The organism is Rhodococcus sp. P3_B8 (assembly GCF_056402775.1).
On record NZ_JBFUGT010000159.1, the window covers coordinates 1 to 16,130 of the forward strand.

The window sequence follows — 16,130 nt, forward strand, 5'->3', positions numbered from 1 at the left end:
CGCCACTCACATGGGGGTGGTCAGTCGGCGTCGGCGACCGTGACGGCCAGTGCTTCCTCGACGCTGTGCGGTTCGGGATCGTGCTCGTCGACGTGGGCGAGGACCTTGCGTCCGGTCGCGAGCACGATGATCGCGGCGGCGGTGCACACGGCGCCGACCCAGAACGGCATGTGGATGTTGCTCTCACCGAGCTTGCCCGCGACCCACGGTGCTGCGGCGCCGCCGACGAAGCGAACGAAGCTSTACGCCGCGGACGCCGTCGACCGCTCGACGGGTGCGGAGATCATCACGGTCTCGGTGATGAGCGTGTTGTTGACACCGAGGAACAGCCCGGCGAGCACGACACCGACGACGAGCACGGTCTTGTTGTCGGTGAATGCGGCCATCATGGCGAGGTCGAGGGCGAACAGTGCGAGGGCCAGCATCATCATCGGCAGCGTGCCGAAGCGCCGCTGTAGCCGCGGGGCGAGGAACACCGACGCGACGGCCAGTGCGAGGCCCCACCCGAAGAAGATGAATCCGATCGAGTACGTGCCCATGTCGAGCGGGAACGGTGTGTACGCGAGCAGTGTGAAGAAGCCGTAGTTGTAGAGCAGCGCGGTGATCGCGACGGTGAGCAGGCCGCGGTGGCGCAGGGCGAGGAACGGTGCGGCGATCGACGTGCGGTGCTCCGGCTTGGGCGCGGACGGCAGCATCACGACGATGAGGATGAACGCGACGGCCATCAGGGCTGCGACGCCGAAGAACGGTGCGCGCCAGCTGATGTTGCCGAGGACACCACCGACCAGCGGGCCGACGGCGATGCCGATGCCCAGCGCGGCCTCGTAGAGGATGATGGCCCGCGCGACGCCGCCGCTGGCCGCGCCGACGATGGCGGCGAGCGCGGTGGCGATGAACAGGGCGTTGCCCAGTCCCCAGCCGGCGCGGAAGCCGACGATCTGCCCGATGGTGCCGGAGCTGCCTGCCAGCGCCGCGAACACGACGATGACGGCGAGTCCGGTGAGGAGGGTTTTCTTGGCGCCGATCCGGCTCGACACGACGCCGGTGATGAGCATCGCGACACCGGTGACCAGCATGTAGCTGGTGAACAGCAGCGACACCTGGGACGGCGTCGCGTCGAGTTGTTCGCCGATCGGCTTGAGGATCGGGTCGACGAGTCCGATGCCCATGAACGCGATGACGCTGGCGAAGGCGACGGCCCACACCGACTTCGGCTGGTGGAGGAGGCTCGGTGGAGCCTCGCTGGATGTGCTGTTCGTGACGGTTGCGGTCGTGGTGCTCACGGCCACCTCCTTCGATGTACGTCGGGGTGTGGATGGGTGGTCAGGCGCGCGCCGACGATGTGACGATCGAGCGCAGTTCCGACAGGCCCTGCGTCAGTCGTTCGAGTTGCTCGGGTTCGAGGTCCGCGAAGTGCGGGGCGAGTGCACCCGCGATCTCGTTGCGGGCCACGGTCAGCCATTCGCGGCCCAGGTCCGTGATGGACACCCGGACTGCCCGGGCGTCCTCTGGATCGGGTCGGCGGGCGACGTATCCGCGATCGGCCAGCTTCTGCAGGAGGGCGGTGGCGGACGGTTGCGAGCATCGGTCGATGCGGGCGAACTCGCTGATCCGAATCTCGCCCTGGTCGTCGAGCAGGGCGAGGGCACGTGTCCACGGCCGGGGGTGAGCCTCGGATCCGAAGGAGCTCGCGAGCCTGGTGAATCGGTGAGAATTCGTGACCAGGTCGACGAGCAGGCTCTGCAGCCGGGTGTCGTCGTCCATGCCAAACACATTACATAGGCTAACTAACTATGTAAACCCGACAAAGAGCCGCGGGGGCCCGCGACGCTCAGGACGAGTGCTTCGCGCCCTGCTCGACCTGACGCCGCAGGGTGGCGTCGGTGTGGCGGATCGCCTGTGCGACGAACGGCTCGATGATCTTGCCGAGCGCCTTACCCGCGAGTCCACCGGGCAGGTCGTAGCGGAAGTCGACCGTCAGGCGGGTCTCGGTCTCGCCGACCGCCTCGAACTGCCACCGCGACTGGGTGTACAGGCCGTCGATAGATTCCAGCTCGATCACCGAATTGCGTTCCCACCCGGTGACCTTCACCACGGAGTCGAGGGTCTTGGGGCCGACCTTCATCGCGGCGTCGTAGACCGCGCCGAGGCCTCGGTCCTGGTCGCCGATCGGATCGAATTTCGTGATCCCGAACATCCAGGACGGGACGTGGCGGTAGTCGTCCACGTAGTCGAACGTGGCCGCGACCGGTGCGACGGCGACGGCAGTGTGATGGATCTCGATCATCGTGACTTTCCTGACGGGTGGAGGGCGGGGGGCTGCTCTGTCCGGTACGGCCGGATGGCGTAGTTCTCGAGGTCGAACCGGGCGAGGCGACGGCGCAGGGACCCGGTGGACCAAGGCCATGCGGCGAAGTTCCTGCCGTCGGCGTCGAGGTAGTAGCTACTGCAACCGCCGTTGTTGAAGACGGTGGGCTCCAGACCCTTCTGCACGGCGTCGTTGAACCGGCGGAACGGCTGATCGCGCACCTCGAGCACTTCGATGCCCTGCCGCTCCGCCTTGGTGAGTCCGTCGATCACGTAGTCGAGCTGGGTCTCGGCCAGTCCGAGAAACGAGTTGTACACCAAGATGTTCGGGCCCAGCATGATGTACGCGTTCGGTGCGCCGGGCGTCGTGGTGGCCAGGTAGGCCTCGGGGCTCTTCGACCACTTCTCCGACAGCAGCGTTCCGTCCCGGCCGCGGATCCGGCTCGCGATCGGTGGATGGCTCACGTCGAAGCCGGTGCCGAAGATGATGACGTCGACCTCGCGGCGGGTGCCGTCGGCTCCGACCACCACGCGTCCGTCGACCTGGGCGAGGGCGTGCGGAATCAGCTCGACGTTGCTTTTCGTCAGCGCCGGAAGATACGTGTTGGACAGCAGGAGGCGTTTGCACCCGAGCGTGAAGTTCGGTGTCAGGGCCGCGCGAAGTGCCGGGTCCGGTACCTGTCTGGCCAGCCAGCGGGTACCGATGGGGTTGAGGAGCCGGGCGGTACGTTCGCGGCGCATCACCGAAGTAAGCGTCCGCAGGATGACGTCGAGGAGTCGCCGGAACGCGCGCTGCACCGCGGGCACCCGCGCGAACACCCGCTGGGCGATGCGGGGGAACGGAAAGTCCAGGCGCGGCACCACCCAGGCCGGGGTGCGCTGGAAGACGTACAACTCCTCGACATCCGGCTGGATCTCCGGGATGAACTGCACGGCGGACGCGCCGGTGCCCACGACGGCGACCCTCTTCCCGGTGAGGTCGACGTCGTGGTTCCAGCGGGCGGAGTGGAAGATGTCGCCGTCGAAGCCGTCGATTCCGGGTACGGCGGGAGTGCTCGGTTCGGTGATGGGGCCCGCCGCGAAGATCACGTGCTGGGCGACGATCGTGCCGCGGCTGGTGTCGAGGATCCAGCGTCGGCGCTCGTCGGACCATGCGGCTTCGCGAACTTCGGTCTGCATCGAGATCCTGGACTGCAGACCGAACGTGTCGACGGTGTCCTCGATGTAGGCCAGCAGTTCCGGTTGCAGGGCGAAGTTGCTGCGCCACCGCGGATTGGGGTGGAAGGAGAACGAGTACACGGGGGCGGGGATGTCGACACCGCACCCGGGGTACGTGTTCTCCCGCCACACGCCCCCGACGCGATCGGACTTCTCCAGGACGACGAAGTCCGTGATGCCGGCGCGTTCGAGCTTGACCGCGGCGGCGATCCCGGACAGTCCGGCGCCGACCACGACGACGCGCAGGTGCCGCTCGTCTCCGCTGCCGTCGGGTGCGGCGGCGTGCTGAGTGGTTGTCGCTGTCATGGCTTCTTCCCTGGGGTGGATGCGGAACCGTCAACGCCGGTCCAGTTAACTGAGACGCCGTGTCACAGTAAAAGGAAGTATGTGCCTTGGCAAGTGCCGTCGGCAACCGCGGGTGGACGGGTCCTGGAAGAATGTCCTCCGTGACCGAGCGCAAACCTCCCGGGGTGAGCTTCGAGAGCTGGATCGACAAACAGATCCGGCTGGCTCAGGAGCGCGGCGACTTCGACGATCTCCCCGGCTCGGGTAAGCCGATTCCGGCGGGCGATGTCGACGACGAACTGTGGTGGGTGAAGAACTACCTCCGGCGCGAGAATCTGCCCGCCGATTCGCTGCTTCCCACACCGCTGCAGCTGCGGAAGGAGATCGAGCGGTTGCCCGACACGATCCGCGGTCTGCCGTCCGAGCGGGCGGTGCGGGACGTTGTGGCCCAGCTCAACCTGCAGATCGTCGCCTGGTTACGGGCCCCCTCCGGCCCACGGATCCCGGTCGGTCCGGTCGACGCGGACGAGGTCGTCGCGACCTGGCGCCAGCAGAACCGGCCGGCGCGGAAGCCGAAGGTGACGGCGTCGCCGGAACCCGAGCCGGATCCGCCCCGAACGGGCACGCGGTGGTGGCGGCGGAGACGGTGACGGATCACTCCTTCCGGAAATCACCCGATTCCATCACCCGGGACACGAGCAGTCCGGCGATCAGCCCCCAGAACGCGGCCCCGATGTTGAGGAACTGCATGTTCGACACGGTCACGAGGAAGGTCACGAGCGCGCCGAGCGTGTGCCGGGAGCTGAACGCGGCGACGAACGAACCCTGCAGCGCCCGGAGCATCGCGAGCCCGCCGAGCGTCGCGACGAACGCGACCGGGGTGGCCAGCATCAGCTGCACGAACAGCGGCGCGAACAGGCCGACGACCATGGCGAGCAGCCCGCATGCGACGGCCGCCGTGTACTGCCTGGTGCGCTGCCCGGACGCCACCAGCAGGGCGTTGGTCGGACCCGTCAGGCATGTCGAGACGGCTCCGACGGCGGAGGTGGCGAGGGACCAGACCCCGCACAGGACGGTGCCGACGTTCATCGGCGGCTTGTGGCCGGCGGACGTCAACACGGCCGCGCCCTGACCGTTCTGCACGACGATGACCGTGATCGCCAGCGGCACGACCAGTTCGGTGATCGCCTGCCAGGTGAACTGCGGAGCCTGGAACATCGGCGCCGCGATCCACGGTGTACCCGAGCCGGTCGGGTGGAAGCGGCCCGTGACCGCCACCGCGGCTGCCCCGACGAGCAGTGCGCCGAGGATCGGTGGCATCCACCGGCCGAGCGCGGCGCGCGATGCCAGGGCGACGAAGGCGACGACCATCGGAACGGCCACGGCCGCATCGGTTCCCACGGCACGGACCAGGTCGGTGCCGAACTTCAGGAAGACGCCGGCCACCATGGCCATGACGATCGGCATGGGGAGCATCGCCATGACCTGACGCACCCGCCCGGTCAGTCCGAGGGCGAGGATCAGGAGCCCGGTCACCAGAAACGCGCCGAGCACTTCCGGCCACGACAGGTGGGTGAGCGAGCCGCCGACGATGATCGTGCCGGGAATCGTCCAGAAGAACGCGAGCGGCTGACGGTACAGCCAGCTGGCGAGGGCGGTCAGGATGCCGTTGAGGAAGAAGACGCCGGAGATCCACGACGCCATCTGCTGGGGCGACAGTCCGCCCGCGGAGCCGGCGGCCAGGATCACGGCCACGGGACCCGTCGCGGAGAAGATCAGCCCGATCAACCCGTTGGCGGCGTAGGTGGCGCCGAGGTCGCCGAGCAGGCGGCGCGGGCCCGCGGGCGGCCACGGCGGTCGCTCGAAGCGAGGGGGACGGGTCTGAACGTCGTCGCTGCGAGTCGGTTCCTCGGTGGTCGTCATGAGGCCTTCCTGCTCGGGCGAAACTCGCAATGTACGCAGAGCGGTCATGTCATCCGCAGTGCGTACATGCTGAGTGTGGTCTGGATCATAACCACCCGCGTCCCGGGGCCCCACGCCGGGCCGCCGAACCCTGGGTGGGGCGCTTTCCATCCCTGGGGTGAACGACACCCGGGCGGCATCACGACAGACTCGAAAGCGTCGACCCGACACCACCCGCACCGACGAACCATGCGAAGAAGGGCCACATGGCTGAACTCACCCGAATTCCCCGAGAGCGACGCGCCGTGTACGTGCGGCGCACCACGGTGACAGCGGAACGCGAACCGCGTTCCGCCGTCGAACGGACGTCGACGTTCCTGGCCTACGGACTGTTGGCGTTGTTCGGCGGGCTCGGCATCTTCGGAACGATCTGCTCGGTCGACGCCATCCCGGACGGCGCCCGGATCGCCGTCGTCCAGACGGTGCCGACGCAGACGCAACCGCTCGATCTGCCGCATCCGGCGCCGGACACTCCCGCGCCCACACCCGGCGGGGTCTGAGCCCTCAGGATGCGACGTCGTCGCGCAGTGCCGCGAGTTCGAGCAGGCGGGGCAACATGTCCGGCGACGCGATCGAGGGCAGGAGCAGCGCCCACATGTCGGCCAACCGCTCGTACAGGTCGGAACGTCCGGTCAGTGCCTCGGACACCAACTGCATACCCGTGAACGAACTGACCAGGAACCGGGCCAGTGCGGCAGGGTCGACGGTCCCGCGCAGTTCTCCCGCCTCCCGCGCCTTGCCCGCGAGCGCGACGAGGGTGTCGGTCCAGTCGATGTAGGGATCGGTGGCCGGGCCGCGGGACGTACCGAGTTCCAGGGTGAGTCGCACCCCCGCGCGCACGATGGGCTCGGTCAGCAGCTGGCGCGCCATCTCTTTGGCGCACAACAGGATCGCCTCCATCGGTGACTGCGCCGTCGCGAGCACTCGCTGCGCCGCCAGCATCGCCATGGCGTGCTGTTCCTTGATCACGGCCCAGGCGAGTGCTTCCTTGGACTCGAAATGAAAGTACAAGGCGCCCTTCGTCACGTCGGCGTAGGAGAGGATCCCGCTCAGGCTCGCGCCGCCGTACCCGAGCTTCTCGAAGCTCAGTGCCGCGCCCTCGAGTACCTGATGGCGGGTGGCTGCCGCGCGCGCCTGTTTTGCCATCACCTGTGCCTCACAATCGCGGATTGTCCGTCGCGTCCACTCTCAAGTCAACCACTCTTCGGGCCGGTAACCTCGGCACGTCCGCGAGTGTGGGAGGAAGACGTGAAGTCGAAGAACAACTGGGGTGTCGAGCACGCGGTGTTCGCCGGTGCGACACTGGCCACCGTCGTCGGGGCCGTCACCGGACGTGAACGGTGGCAGCAGGTCGCGAAACCACTGATCGCGCCCGCGCTCGCCGCCCGCGTGCTGCGGCGGCGCGCCGACACGGACCCCGCCGACGTCGCGCTCCTCCTCGCCGGTCTCACGGCCGCGACCGTGGGCGACGTCTTCATGATCGATCCCGACGACGACGCCCGCCTGGTGCGTGGCGCGTCCTCGTTCGCCGCCATGCAGGTCGGCTATTCCGCGTTGTTGCTGCGCCGGGGCGCCCGGCCCACCGCGCCCGCACTGCTTCCCCGGTTCGCCGGCTGGGCAGGCGCGGCGGCGCTGCTCCGCGGGCGGGCGAAGGAGGTCGCCGTGCCGCTGACCGCGTACGGGTCGCTGCTCGGAACCACGTCGACCCTGTCGGCCGATCCGTCCCTCGCGCCCGGCGCGGACGTCGTCGCGAATGTAGCCGTGCCGGGAACTGACCGTCGTAGCTGGCTCGGCGCGGGCGGGATGCTGTTCACCGCCTCCGACGGTCTGATCGTGTTGCGGCGCTTGTTCATCCGGGGTGAGCGGGGGAGGGCTGCGGCGGAAGGTGTGATCCTCGCCAGCTACGCTGCGGCCCAATTGCTGCTCGTCGAGGGGATGCTCGTGCTCGGGCGTCGCCGGGTCACGGGCAGAGCATGATGTGGTCCCGGTCCTTTGGGTCCACGAGAATGGTGATCGTCTCGCCGGGCACGAAGCGTGTCGCGTTCTCCCGCCGCACCTCGTAGACGACGCGTCCGGCGTAACTCTCGGAACCGGGCACGGTCAGCCGCAGATCCAATTCGGTGAGTTCGCCGTTGTCGGGGGTGCGGCGAAGTGGAGTGACGTGCTCGATCCGGGCCCAGCCTTCGAGCCCGTGTCGTTCGAGTAGGCGGTCGGCGCGGCTGGGCCGTTCGGCCGCCATCATCCCGAATCCCAGCGCCGAACCGAAGGCGGCGACCAATCCCATGATCTGGTACGGGATGGTGGCGGGAGGGGTGTGCTCGATCAACCATCCCAGCCAGACGGCGAGGACGATGACGTAGCCGACCGTGACGAAGCAGACCGTCCGCACGATGCGCTGATGATTCATCGATTGCCTCCACCTCCAGGTTAGCCCGTCCCGGCGTAGCCGAGGCGGCCCCACCGCCGCACTGCCGTTAGAGTGCAGTGTCGGCAGCAGGTAAGCGTGTGTGGAGGTGGCCGTATGGCGTGGCGTCGGGTGTCGTTGGTGTGTCTGAGCATTGGCTCGGCCATGATGCTCGCAGGGTGTGGTGGGTCCTCGGACGCGGTGGCACCGCCGCCGTCCACGACGACTGTCGCGGCTCCTGTGACCACCACCACGACCACGGTTCCGCCGACGACCACCACCACGACCGTTGCGCCGCCGCCCACGACGACGGAGGCGCCGACCACGACGCTCGTCGACGTCCCCTACGAGCACAACGAGTCGTACTTCTTCACGTCCCCGGACGGCGGGTTCCAGTGCGGCATCATCAAGCTGCCGAACCGCACCGAGGCCGGATGTCAGGGGTCGACGAGCCCGGTGCCGCCGCGCCCGGCCGACTGCATGGTCGACTGGGGTCACGGGATCCGCGTCGAGAACGACGGCGAGGCGTCGTTCATGTGCGCGGGTGGCCTCGTCTACACGTCGGGCGGCGACGAACCGGACGCGGCCCTGCCCGCCGGGGCGAAACTGACCAAGCTCGGCTACACGTGCAGCACCACGGCCACGGCCGTCACGTGCACCAACGACGAGACGTCGCACGGGTTCACCGTCGCTCCCGATTCGAACGAGACGTTCTGACATCGTGAGCGGAGTCGAGACCGGCCAGGTCGAAGTCGCCGAGGCGGGGCCCACCGAATGGGGGGACAACCCGAACGGCGTGGGCCCGTGGACCGAGGAGCACGACACCCCGGTCCCCGCCGACCCGCGTTACGACCCCGAACTGCTGGCCGGCGGCGATCGCCGCAACGTGGTCGACGCCTACCGGTACTGGACGCGGGAAGCGATCGTCGCGGACATCGACAGCCGCCGCCACCCGCTGCACGTGGCCATCGAGAATTTCGGCCACGACGCGAACATCGGGACGGTGGTGCGCACCGCCAACGCGTTCGCCGCCGCCGCGGTCCACATCGTGGGACGTCGCCGCTGGAACCGGCGCGGGGCCATGGTCACCGATCGGTACCAGCACGTCCTCCATCACTCGGACGTCGACGGCCTCGTCGAGTTCGCACGTGAGCGGGGTCTCACCATCGTGGCCGTCGACAACACGCCCGGGTCCGTCCCGCTCGAGACGGCGAGACTGCCCCGCGACTGCGTGCTCCTGTTCGGCCAGGAGGGGCCGGGAGTCACGGACCAGGCGAAAGAGGTTGCGGCGATGACGGTGTCGATCGCCCAGTTCGGTTCCACCCGCAGCATCAACGCGGGCGTCGCCGCAGGAATCGCCATGCATGCGTGGGTGCGTCAGCACGCCGACCTCGACCGTGCCTGGTAGCGGAACCCCCGGCGAATAGGCAAGATCAACTCTCATGCAGGACTCGTGGTCGGCGCGCGCGGACGCCGCTGAAGAAGCGGTGGTGAGCAGGCACCTTCGCCGGCTGTGGGCGCTTCCGGGCACCACGCTGGGCGTCGTCGCCTGGCCGGCGGTGCGGCGCGAGCGGCTGTTCCTCAGCTGGCACTACTGGTGGCAGGCCCACCTGCTCGACTGCGCCGTGGACGCGCTCGAACGGGACCCCACGCCGCGCCGTCGTCGGCGCATCGTGAAATTGGCGCGAAGCCATCGTTTGCGGAACCTGTCGGGCTGGACCAACAACTATTACGACGACATGGCCTGGCTGGGTATCGCCCTCGAGCGTGCCCAGCGAATGCACTTCATAGACAACAGAAGTGCGGTGCAGGCGCTCGAATCCCAGTTGTTCGACGCCTGGGCGCCCGAGGCCGGGGGCGGCATCCCGTGGCGGAAGGGCTCTGACTTCTACAACGCACCGGCCAACGGGCCCGCCGGGATCATGCTGGCCCGCACCGGAAAGCTGTGGCGCGCCCAGGCCACGGCCGACTGGATCGACGACACGCTGCGGGACGTGCACACCAACCTGATCGTCGACGGCATCCACCCGGGTGGTGAAATCGAAAGGAACGTCTACTCGTATTGTCAGGGCGTCGTTCTGGGCCTCGAAACCGAACTCGCCGTGCGCCTCGGTTCGCCGCGGCACCGCAACAGGACTCACCGGCTGGTCGACGCCATCGACGAGCACCTCGCACCCCGCGGCGTCATAAACGGCGGCGGTGGGGGAGACGGTGGCCTGTTCAACGGGATCCTCGCGCGGTATCTGGCGCTGACCGCGGTGATGCTGCCGTGGGAGTCGCCCGCCGACATCAGGGCACGGGAGATCGCCGCCCAGCTCGTGCTGAGCTCCGCGGAATCGGCCTGGGAGAACCGGCTGCAGATCGAGGGGCAGCCGCTGTTCGGCCACGATTGGACCAAGCAGGCGCAGCTGCCGGGGCTGGGCGGGGGAATCGCCACGTTCACCGGGGGCACCGTGCGGTCGTCCGGGATCCCGGAACGCGACATGTCCGTCCAGCTCGGCGGCTGGATGCTGATGGAGGCCGCGCACATGGTTTCCGCGGCAGGGTATCCACGTCGCTAGAGCGACGGTTCGAATCACGCGAAACTTAACCGTGTCGCCCCCGATTCGGCGCTGCTAAACAGTTCGTTATGTCAGATCAACAGCGGCAGCTGAGTCTCAACGCGTTCATCTACCCGGCCGGGCACCACGAGTCGGCGTGGCGCCACCCGCTCACGACACCCGAGCGGCTGTACGACGTCTCCTACTTCCAGGACATCGCGCGGACCGCGGAGGCGGCGAAGCTGGACGCGATCTTCTTCGCCGACGGCCCTGCCCTGCGCAGCGACGTCGAGCACGGCGCCGCCGGAGCGCTCGAACCCATCACGCTGCTGACCGCCATCGCGACCGCCACCGAACGGATCGGCCTGATCGCGACCGCGTCCACGACGTACTTCGAGCCCTACAATCTGGCGCGGCTGTTCGCGTCCCTCGACCACATCTCCCGCGGCCGGGCCGGCTGGAACATCGTGACCACCGGAACCGACCTGGCGGCCGCCAACTTCGGGCTCGCCGGCCACCCCGATCACGCCGACCGCTATGCGCGGGCGCGGGAGTTCGTCGACGCGACCGTCAAACTGTGGGACAGCTGGGAAGACGACGCCATCCTGATCGACAAGGCCGCAGGCATCTACGCGGACCCGTCGAAGATCCACGAGATCAACTACGTGGGGCGCCACCTGCGGGTGCGGGGACCGTTCAACGCGCCACGCTCCCCGCAGGGACACCCCGTGCTGGTGCAGGCGGGTGCGTCCAACGAGGGCCGCGCATTCGCGGGCCAGTACGCCGAGGCCATCTTCACCGCGCACCAGCGGCTGTCCGACGGGCAGGCGTTCTACGCGGACGTCAAGCAGCGCGCAACGCAGTACGGTCGCAACCCCGATCACGTGAAGATCCTGCCCGGCATCAGCCCGTTCCTCGGCGACACCGAGGCCGAGGCCCGCGACCTGGAGCGGGAGTTCAACGAACTCACGTCGCCCGAGTACGGGCTCGCCCAGCTCGAGAGCCTCACGGGTTCGAGCGTGCGCCACCTCGAACTCGACGCCCCCGTGCCCGCCGGACTGTTCGGGGACGCCGGCGACGTCACGGACAACCAGCAGAGTCGCCTGCAGGTGATCGCCGGGATCGTCGAGCGGGAGAGTCCGACCCTGCGCGGATTGCTGCACCGTCTCGCCGGTGCGCGCGGGCACCGGGTGGTCGTCGGGACGCCGGTGCAGGTGGCCGACACCATCGAGGAATGGTTCACGCAGGGCGCGGCGGACGGTTTCAACGTCATGCCGCCGTACTACCCGGGCGGTCTCGAGGTGTTCGCGGAGAAGGTGGTTCCGATCCTGCAGGAGCGCGGGCTCTTCCGCACCGAGTACTCGGGCGCCACACTGCGCGACCACTTCGGTCTGCCCCGCCCCGTGAGCCAGTACGCGGACGCGTCCGGCGCCGTCGCGCTGTAGGCGCGGCCGCCGGCGTCCGCTCGCGCCCGGTGTCGCATCCGTTCCGTTCGAGTGGACGGGTGTGACATCGGGAGCCCGCGGCTGCGGATGGACCGGACGCAGGAGAAACTCGTCGAGCTCACCAACGGCTGCATCTGCTGCACCCTGCGGGAAGACCTCGTCGAGGCCGTCGCGCGGCTGGCGAAGGAGGGCCGGTTCGACCATCTCGTCATCGAATCGACCGGCATCTCCGAACCGATGCCCGTCGCCGCCACGTTCGACTGGGAGTTCGAGGACAGGTTCAGTCTCGGTTCGGTGGCCGCCCTCGACACGATGGTGACGGTGGTGGATGCATCGACGTTCCTCGGTGAGCGAGGCCACCGTGCGCAGGCTCAACCCCACCGCGACACTGCTGCGCACCACGCGCGGCGTCGTGGATCCCGGTGAGGTTCTCGGGACCGGCCTGTACAACTCGGAGGTCGCGGCCGAGCTGCCCGGCTGGGCCGCGAGCCGCCCGGACCTCGCCGCCGTCTGGTCGCGGGCCGGTCCGAACCTCGTGATCGAGCCGGCCCAGCTGTGGGCGTCCGCGCACGAGACACCGGGGGAGGAGATCGTGTTCATCGGGATCCGCCTCGACCCCGGCGGTCCGCGGCGGATCCTGGAGCCGGCGCTGCTCACCGACGACGAGCTGGCGTCAGGGCCGACGGCCTGGGTTCGGTTCGACGACCCGCTGCCCGCGTGGGACGCGGTGCATCGGCACTAGTCCAGAACTTCTTCGACGGCCACTTCTTCGGGCGGCCGCGCCATCTCCTGCCGGTAGTGCCACACCCCGAGCACGGTGCCGATCACCAGCAGCGCGACCATCCCGGCGAGCACGGCCGGCATCAGCCACGACACCCGGTCCAGGAAAGAGCCGAAGTAGAAGCCGATGAGCAGCAGGACGGGTGCCCAAAAGATGGCGCCGATGGTGCTGGCGATCGTGTACTTGGTGTGGTTCATCTTGGCCGCACCGGCGACCAGCGGGCACAGGGTGCGGACCCACGGAATCCAGCGGGCGATGAGGACCGCCCAGAAGCCGTGCTTCTCCAGCAGGACGTTGACCTTGTGCAGGTTGGTGTAGTTGAGATACTTCCCGCCCTTGCGGGCGAGGATGCGGTTGCCGGTGCGGTGACCGATGACGTACCCCACCTGGTTTCCGCAGATGGCGGCGATCATCGCGCCGACCGACAACGCCCACACGTGGCCGGCGCCCGACGCATGGTTGGCCAGCACGATTCCGGCGGTGATCAGCATCGAGTCGCCGGGCAGGAACAGGCCCAGGATCACCGCGCACTCGATGAACACGAATGCGAGGACGACGATCCAGACCAGCGCCGGGCCCGCCGAGACGAGAGGCCCGAAGGTGCCTGCTGCCGTGGTGACCATCGTCAGTGCGCTACTCGATCGGTTTCAGGAGGTCGGATCGGTGGGTGTGGTGACCGGCTGCGCGTCCTCGGTCGTGGCGCCCGCGCTCTGCCGCGACTTCACGACGCGCTTGCCCACCTCGAGAACGATCGGCAGGACGGACACGAAGACGATCAGCAGGAAGATGATGTCGACGTTGTCGCGGATGAACTCGATCTGACCGAGCAGGTAGCCGAGCAGCGTGACGCCGGCGCCCCACAGGATGCCGCCCACGATGTTGTACGTCAGGAACAGCGAGTACTTCATCCGTGACGCACCCGCGACGACCGGCGCGAACGTGCGCACGATCGGAACGAAGCGGGCCAGGATGATGGTGATCGGGCCGTGCTTCTCGAAGAAGGCGTGCGACTCGTCGATGTACTTCTTCTTGAAGAACCGTGCGTCGTCATGCTTGAACAGGGCGGTACCGCCCTTGCTGCCGATGAAGAAGCCCACCTGGTCGCCGAGGATCGCGGCGATGGGGATCAGAACCAGTAGCGCCCAGATGGGGGCGAACGGTTCGATCTCCGTCGACTTCGACGCCGCGATGAGTCCCGCGGTGAAGAGAAGCGAGTCGCCGGGGAGCAGGGGGAACAGCAATCCCGACTCGATGAAGACGACCAGGAGAAGTCCGACGAGCACCCACGTGCCGAAGGAGTTGAGGAGGTTCACCGGGTCGAGGAATCCCGGCAACAACGCGAGGTTGGTCACGGAATCCGATGCTGCCTGCACAATCACGGCCCTCAGCGTACCGGCGTATTCCCCGACTGACGGAATACTGCAGGTCATGGAGTTTCGGCCGGGTCGTGGACCTGTCGAAACGGGGTGCCGCGACAGCCACCGGGAGACGTACGCTACCGGTATTGCCATACTGCTAGGACCACATCGCGCGCTGCGCTGATCGCGCGCGCCGAAATCGACTCTTAATGGAGGACTGCCGCCGTGCCAATCGCGACTCCCGAGGTCTACGCCGAGATGCTTGGTCGGGCCAAGGAGCACTCCTTTGCCTTCCCCGCCATCAACTGCACTTCTTCCGAAACCATCAACGCCGCCATCAAGGGCTTCGCGGACGCCGGCAGTGACGGCATCATCCAGTTCTCGACCGGTGGCGCCGAGTTCGGTTCGGGCCTGGGCGTCAAGGACATGGTGACTGGCGCGGTCGCACTCGCCGAGTTCGCGCACGTGATCGCTGCCAAGTACGACGTCACGATCGCCCTGCACACCGACCACTGCCCCAAGGACAAGCTCGACACGTTCGTCCGCCCGCTGCTGGAGATCTCGCGGCAGCGCGTCGAGGCCGGCCGCAACCCGCTGTTCCAGTCCCACATGTGGGACGGTTCGGCTGTCCCGATCGACGAGAACCTGGAGATCGCCAAGGAACTCCTCGCGAAGGCGAAGGCCGCCAACATCATCCTCGAGGTCGAGATCGGCGTCGTCGGTGGCGAAGAGGACGGTGTGGAAGCCGAGATCAACGACAAGCTGTACACCTCGCCCGAGGACTTCGAGAAGACCGTCGACGCCCTCGGCACCGGCGAGAACGGCAAGTACCTGCTGGCCGCGACGTTCGGCAACGTGCACGGCGTCTACAAGCCGGGCAACGTCAAGCTGCGTCCCGAGGTGCTCGAGACCGGCCAGAAGGTCGCCGCCGCCAAGCTGGGGCTGTCCGAGAGCTCGCAGCCGTTCGACTTCGTCTTCCACGGTGGATCGGGCTCGCTGAAGTCGGAGATCGAGGCCGCGCTGAACTACGGCGTCGTCAAGATGAACGTCGACACCGACACCCAGTACGCGTTCACCCGTCCGATCGTGGGTCACATGTTCACCAACTACGACGGCGTGCTGAAGGTCGACGGCGAGGTCGGCAACAAGAAGGTCTACGACCCGCGCAGCTACCTGAAGAAGGCCGAGGCCGGCATGACTGCTCGTGTCGTCGAGGCCTGCAACGACCTCAAGTCCGCGGGACGTTCCGTCTCCGGATAGGCGCTTCGCGCCCGTGCGCCTTTCCGGTAGCCACCGCTACCGGWAAGGCGCACAGTCGTTCATCGGGGGTCGCAGATCTTCCAGGTGCCGTCGACCTTCTCGAGGTTGAACGTGCGCCACGACTGCTCGCCGGGGTTGGCGGCCGTGTGGGCCTTCACCTGGGCGATGGCGCTGTCGCCGGTGATCTGCACGGCGTCGACGCCGCCGACCACCGGAATGTTCTGCTGGTTCACGGCGACCTGGTGGACCTCGGCGAAATCCTGATCCGAGATGCCCTGGTAGTACTCGGCGAGGCTGCCGCAGGTGCTGGTGCGCAGCGTCGCCAGATCGCCCTGGGTGAGGGCCGCGACGAACGTGTCGATCGTTCCCTGCACCTGGGCCTCGGGGGAGTTCTCGGCCTGGTTGTTGTTGTAGACGATCACGCCGGCGACCGCGATGGCGGCGACGACGATGACGCCGGCGGCGATCGCGGCGAACAGCCACGCCTTGCCGTGCTTCTTCGCAGGCTGCTGCGCCGCGGCGACGCGCTGCGGCGCGCTCTGCTGGGGCGGCAGCACCCGCTGCGGTGAG

Annotated in this window: 18 protein-coding genes and 1 pseudogene; 9 read left to right on the forward strand and 10 right to left on the reverse strand. The window is 68.0% G+C overall.

Annotated elements, in window-relative coordinates:
* Window positions 1–20: 20 nt before the first annotated feature.
* From AC1D1G_RS30245 to AC1D1G_RS30260, 4 genes are all read right to left on the reverse strand, one after another.
* Complete coding sequence (locus AC1D1G_RS30245; RefSeq protein ID WP_477954941.1) at window positions 21–1,289, reverse strand: MFS transporter; 1,269 nt, start codon at window positions 1,287–1,289, stop codon at window positions 21–23.
* A gap of 34 nt (window positions 1,290–1,323) precedes the next feature.
* The gene (locus AC1D1G_RS30250) at window positions 1,324–1,764 is read right to left on the reverse strand and encodes a MarR family winged helix-turn-helix transcriptional regulator (RefSeq protein WP_283331594.1); all 441 of its coding nucleotides are present in this window, start codon (window positions 1,762–1,764) and stop codon (window positions 1,324–1,326) included.
* Window positions 1,765–1,831: 67 nt separating this feature from the next.
* Window positions 1,832–2,287 carry an SRPBCC family protein gene (locus AC1D1G_RS30255; RefSeq protein ID WP_280784160.1) on the reverse strand — a complete coding sequence of 152 codons (456 nt, stop codon included), beginning with the start codon at window positions 2,285–2,287 and terminating at the stop codon, window positions 1,832–1,834.
* Window positions 2,284–3,831: a flavin-containing monooxygenase gene (locus tag AC1D1G_RS30260; RefSeq protein ID WP_477954943.1), complete on the reverse strand. Its 1,548-nt coding sequence runs from the start codon at window positions 3,829–3,831 to the stop codon at window positions 2,284–2,286. Before AC1D1G_RS30260 ends, AC1D1G_RS30255 begins: the two co-directional genes overlap by 4 nt.
* A 131-nt stretch (window positions 3,832–3,962) precedes the next feature.
* Between AC1D1G_RS30260 and AC1D1G_RS30265 the strand changes: the two genes are divergently transcribed.
* Window positions 3,963–4,460: a DnaJ family domain-containing protein gene (locus AC1D1G_RS30265; protein ID WP_280784158.1), complete on the forward strand. Its 498-nt coding sequence runs from the start codon at window positions 3,963–3,965 to the stop codon at window positions 4,458–4,460.
* Between the two features lie 4 nt (window positions 4,461–4,464).
* On the opposite strand, the gene AC1D1G_RS30270 is transcribed toward AC1D1G_RS30265, so the two are convergent.
* Window positions 4,465–5,733 carry a benzoate/H(+) symporter BenE family transporter gene (locus AC1D1G_RS30270; RefSeq protein WP_280784157.1) on the reverse strand — a complete coding sequence of 423 codons (1,269 nt, stop codon included), beginning with the start codon at window positions 5,731–5,733 and terminating at the stop codon, window positions 4,465–4,467.
* 245 nt (window positions 5,734–5,978) lie between these two features.
* Here AC1D1G_RS30270 and AC1D1G_RS30275 point away from each other — a divergent pair, with 245 nt between their 5' ends.
* On the forward strand, window positions 5,979–6,272 hold the full coding sequence (locus tag AC1D1G_RS30275) for a hypothetical protein (protein WP_280784156.1): 294 nt from the start codon (window positions 5,979–5,981) through the stop codon (window positions 6,270–6,272).
* Window positions 6,273–6,276: 4 nt separating this feature from the next.
* Here AC1D1G_RS30275 and AC1D1G_RS30280 read toward each other — a convergent pair whose 3' ends face one another.
* A complete protein-coding gene (locus AC1D1G_RS30280) occupies window positions 6,277–6,918 on the reverse strand; it encodes a ScbR family autoregulator-binding transcription factor (RefSeq protein WP_280784155.1) in 642 nt (213 codons plus the stop codon).
* 102 nt (window positions 6,919–7,020) lie between these two features.
* Between AC1D1G_RS30280 and AC1D1G_RS30285 the strand changes: the two genes are divergently transcribed.
* Window positions 7,021–7,749 carry a lysoplasmalogenase gene (locus AC1D1G_RS30285; RefSeq protein WP_477954945.1) on the forward strand — a complete coding sequence of 243 codons (729 nt, stop codon included), beginning with the start codon at window positions 7,021–7,023 and terminating at the stop codon, window positions 7,747–7,749.
* Here the strand turns inward: AC1D1G_RS30285 and AC1D1G_RS30290 are convergent.
* Window positions 7,733–8,179, reverse strand: a complete 447-nt coding sequence (locus AC1D1G_RS30290; RefSeq protein WP_283331589.1) for a hypothetical protein — start codon at window positions 8,177–8,179, stop codon at window positions 7,733–7,735. The genes AC1D1G_RS30285 and AC1D1G_RS30290 overlap by 17 nt on opposite strands.
* Window positions 8,180–8,293: 114 nt before the next feature.
* On the opposite strand from AC1D1G_RS30290, the gene AC1D1G_RS30295 reads away from it, so the two are divergent.
* The 5 genes and pseudogenes from AC1D1G_RS30295 to AC1D1G_RS30315 all read left to right on the forward strand — a co-directional run.
* Window positions 8,294–8,893: a hypothetical protein gene (locus AC1D1G_RS30295; protein WP_280784152.1), complete on the forward strand. Its 600-nt coding sequence runs from the start codon at window positions 8,294–8,296 to the stop codon at window positions 8,891–8,893.
* A gap of 4 nt (window positions 8,894–8,897) precedes the next feature.
* The gene (locus tag AC1D1G_RS30300) at window positions 8,898–9,584 is read left to right on the forward strand and encodes a TrmH family RNA methyltransferase (protein WP_283331588.1); all 687 of its coding nucleotides are present in this window, start codon (window positions 8,898–8,900) and stop codon (window positions 9,582–9,584) included.
* Window positions 9,585–9,618: 34 nt separating this feature from the next.
* The gene (locus tag AC1D1G_RS30305; protein WP_317567944.1) at window positions 9,619–10,737 is read left to right on the forward strand and encodes a glycoside hydrolase family 76 protein; all 1,119 of its coding nucleotides are present in this window, start codon (window positions 9,619–9,621) and stop codon (window positions 10,735–10,737) included.
* Between the two features lie 68 nt (window positions 10,738–10,805).
* On the forward strand, window positions 10,806–12,161 hold the full coding sequence (locus AC1D1G_RS30310) for an LLM class flavin-dependent oxidoreductase (protein WP_477954946.1): 1,356 nt from the start codon (window positions 10,806–10,808) through the stop codon (window positions 12,159–12,161).
* 87 nt (window positions 12,162–12,248) lie between these two features.
* A pseudogene (locus AC1D1G_RS30315) lies at window positions 12,249–12,903 on the forward strand (GTP-binding protein); the annotation flags it as partial.
* On the opposite strand, the gene AC1D1G_RS30320 reads toward AC1D1G_RS30315, so the two are convergent.
* Window positions 12,900–13,565, reverse strand: coding sequence for a DedA family protein (locus AC1D1G_RS30320; RefSeq protein WP_005260048.1), 666 nt, complete (start codon window positions 13,563–13,565; stop codon window positions 12,900–12,902). The pseudogene AC1D1G_RS30315 and the gene AC1D1G_RS30320 overlap by 4 nt on opposite strands.
* A 24-nt stretch (window positions 13,566–13,589) precedes the next feature.
* Entirely contained in the window at window positions 13,590–14,321 is a 732-nt protein-coding gene (locus AC1D1G_RS30325; RefSeq protein ID WP_280784148.1) for a VTT domain-containing protein, read from the reverse strand.
* A 204-nt stretch (window positions 14,322–14,525) separates the two neighbouring features.
* Here AC1D1G_RS30325 and fbaA point away from each other — a divergent pair, with 204 nt between their 5' ends.
* Window positions 14,526–15,560: a class II fructose-bisphosphate aldolase gene (gene fbaA, locus AC1D1G_RS30330; protein WP_280784147.1), complete on the forward strand. Its 1,035-nt coding sequence runs from the start codon at window positions 14,526–14,528 to the stop codon at window positions 15,558–15,560.
* A gap of 59 nt (window positions 15,561–15,619) precedes the next feature.
* On the opposite strand, the gene AC1D1G_RS30335 is transcribed toward fbaA, so the two are convergent.
* A partial coding sequence (locus AC1D1G_RS30335) for an Rv0361 family membrane protein (RefSeq protein WP_477954947.1) occupies window positions 15,620–16,130 on the reverse strand: 511 nt, incomplete at its 5' end.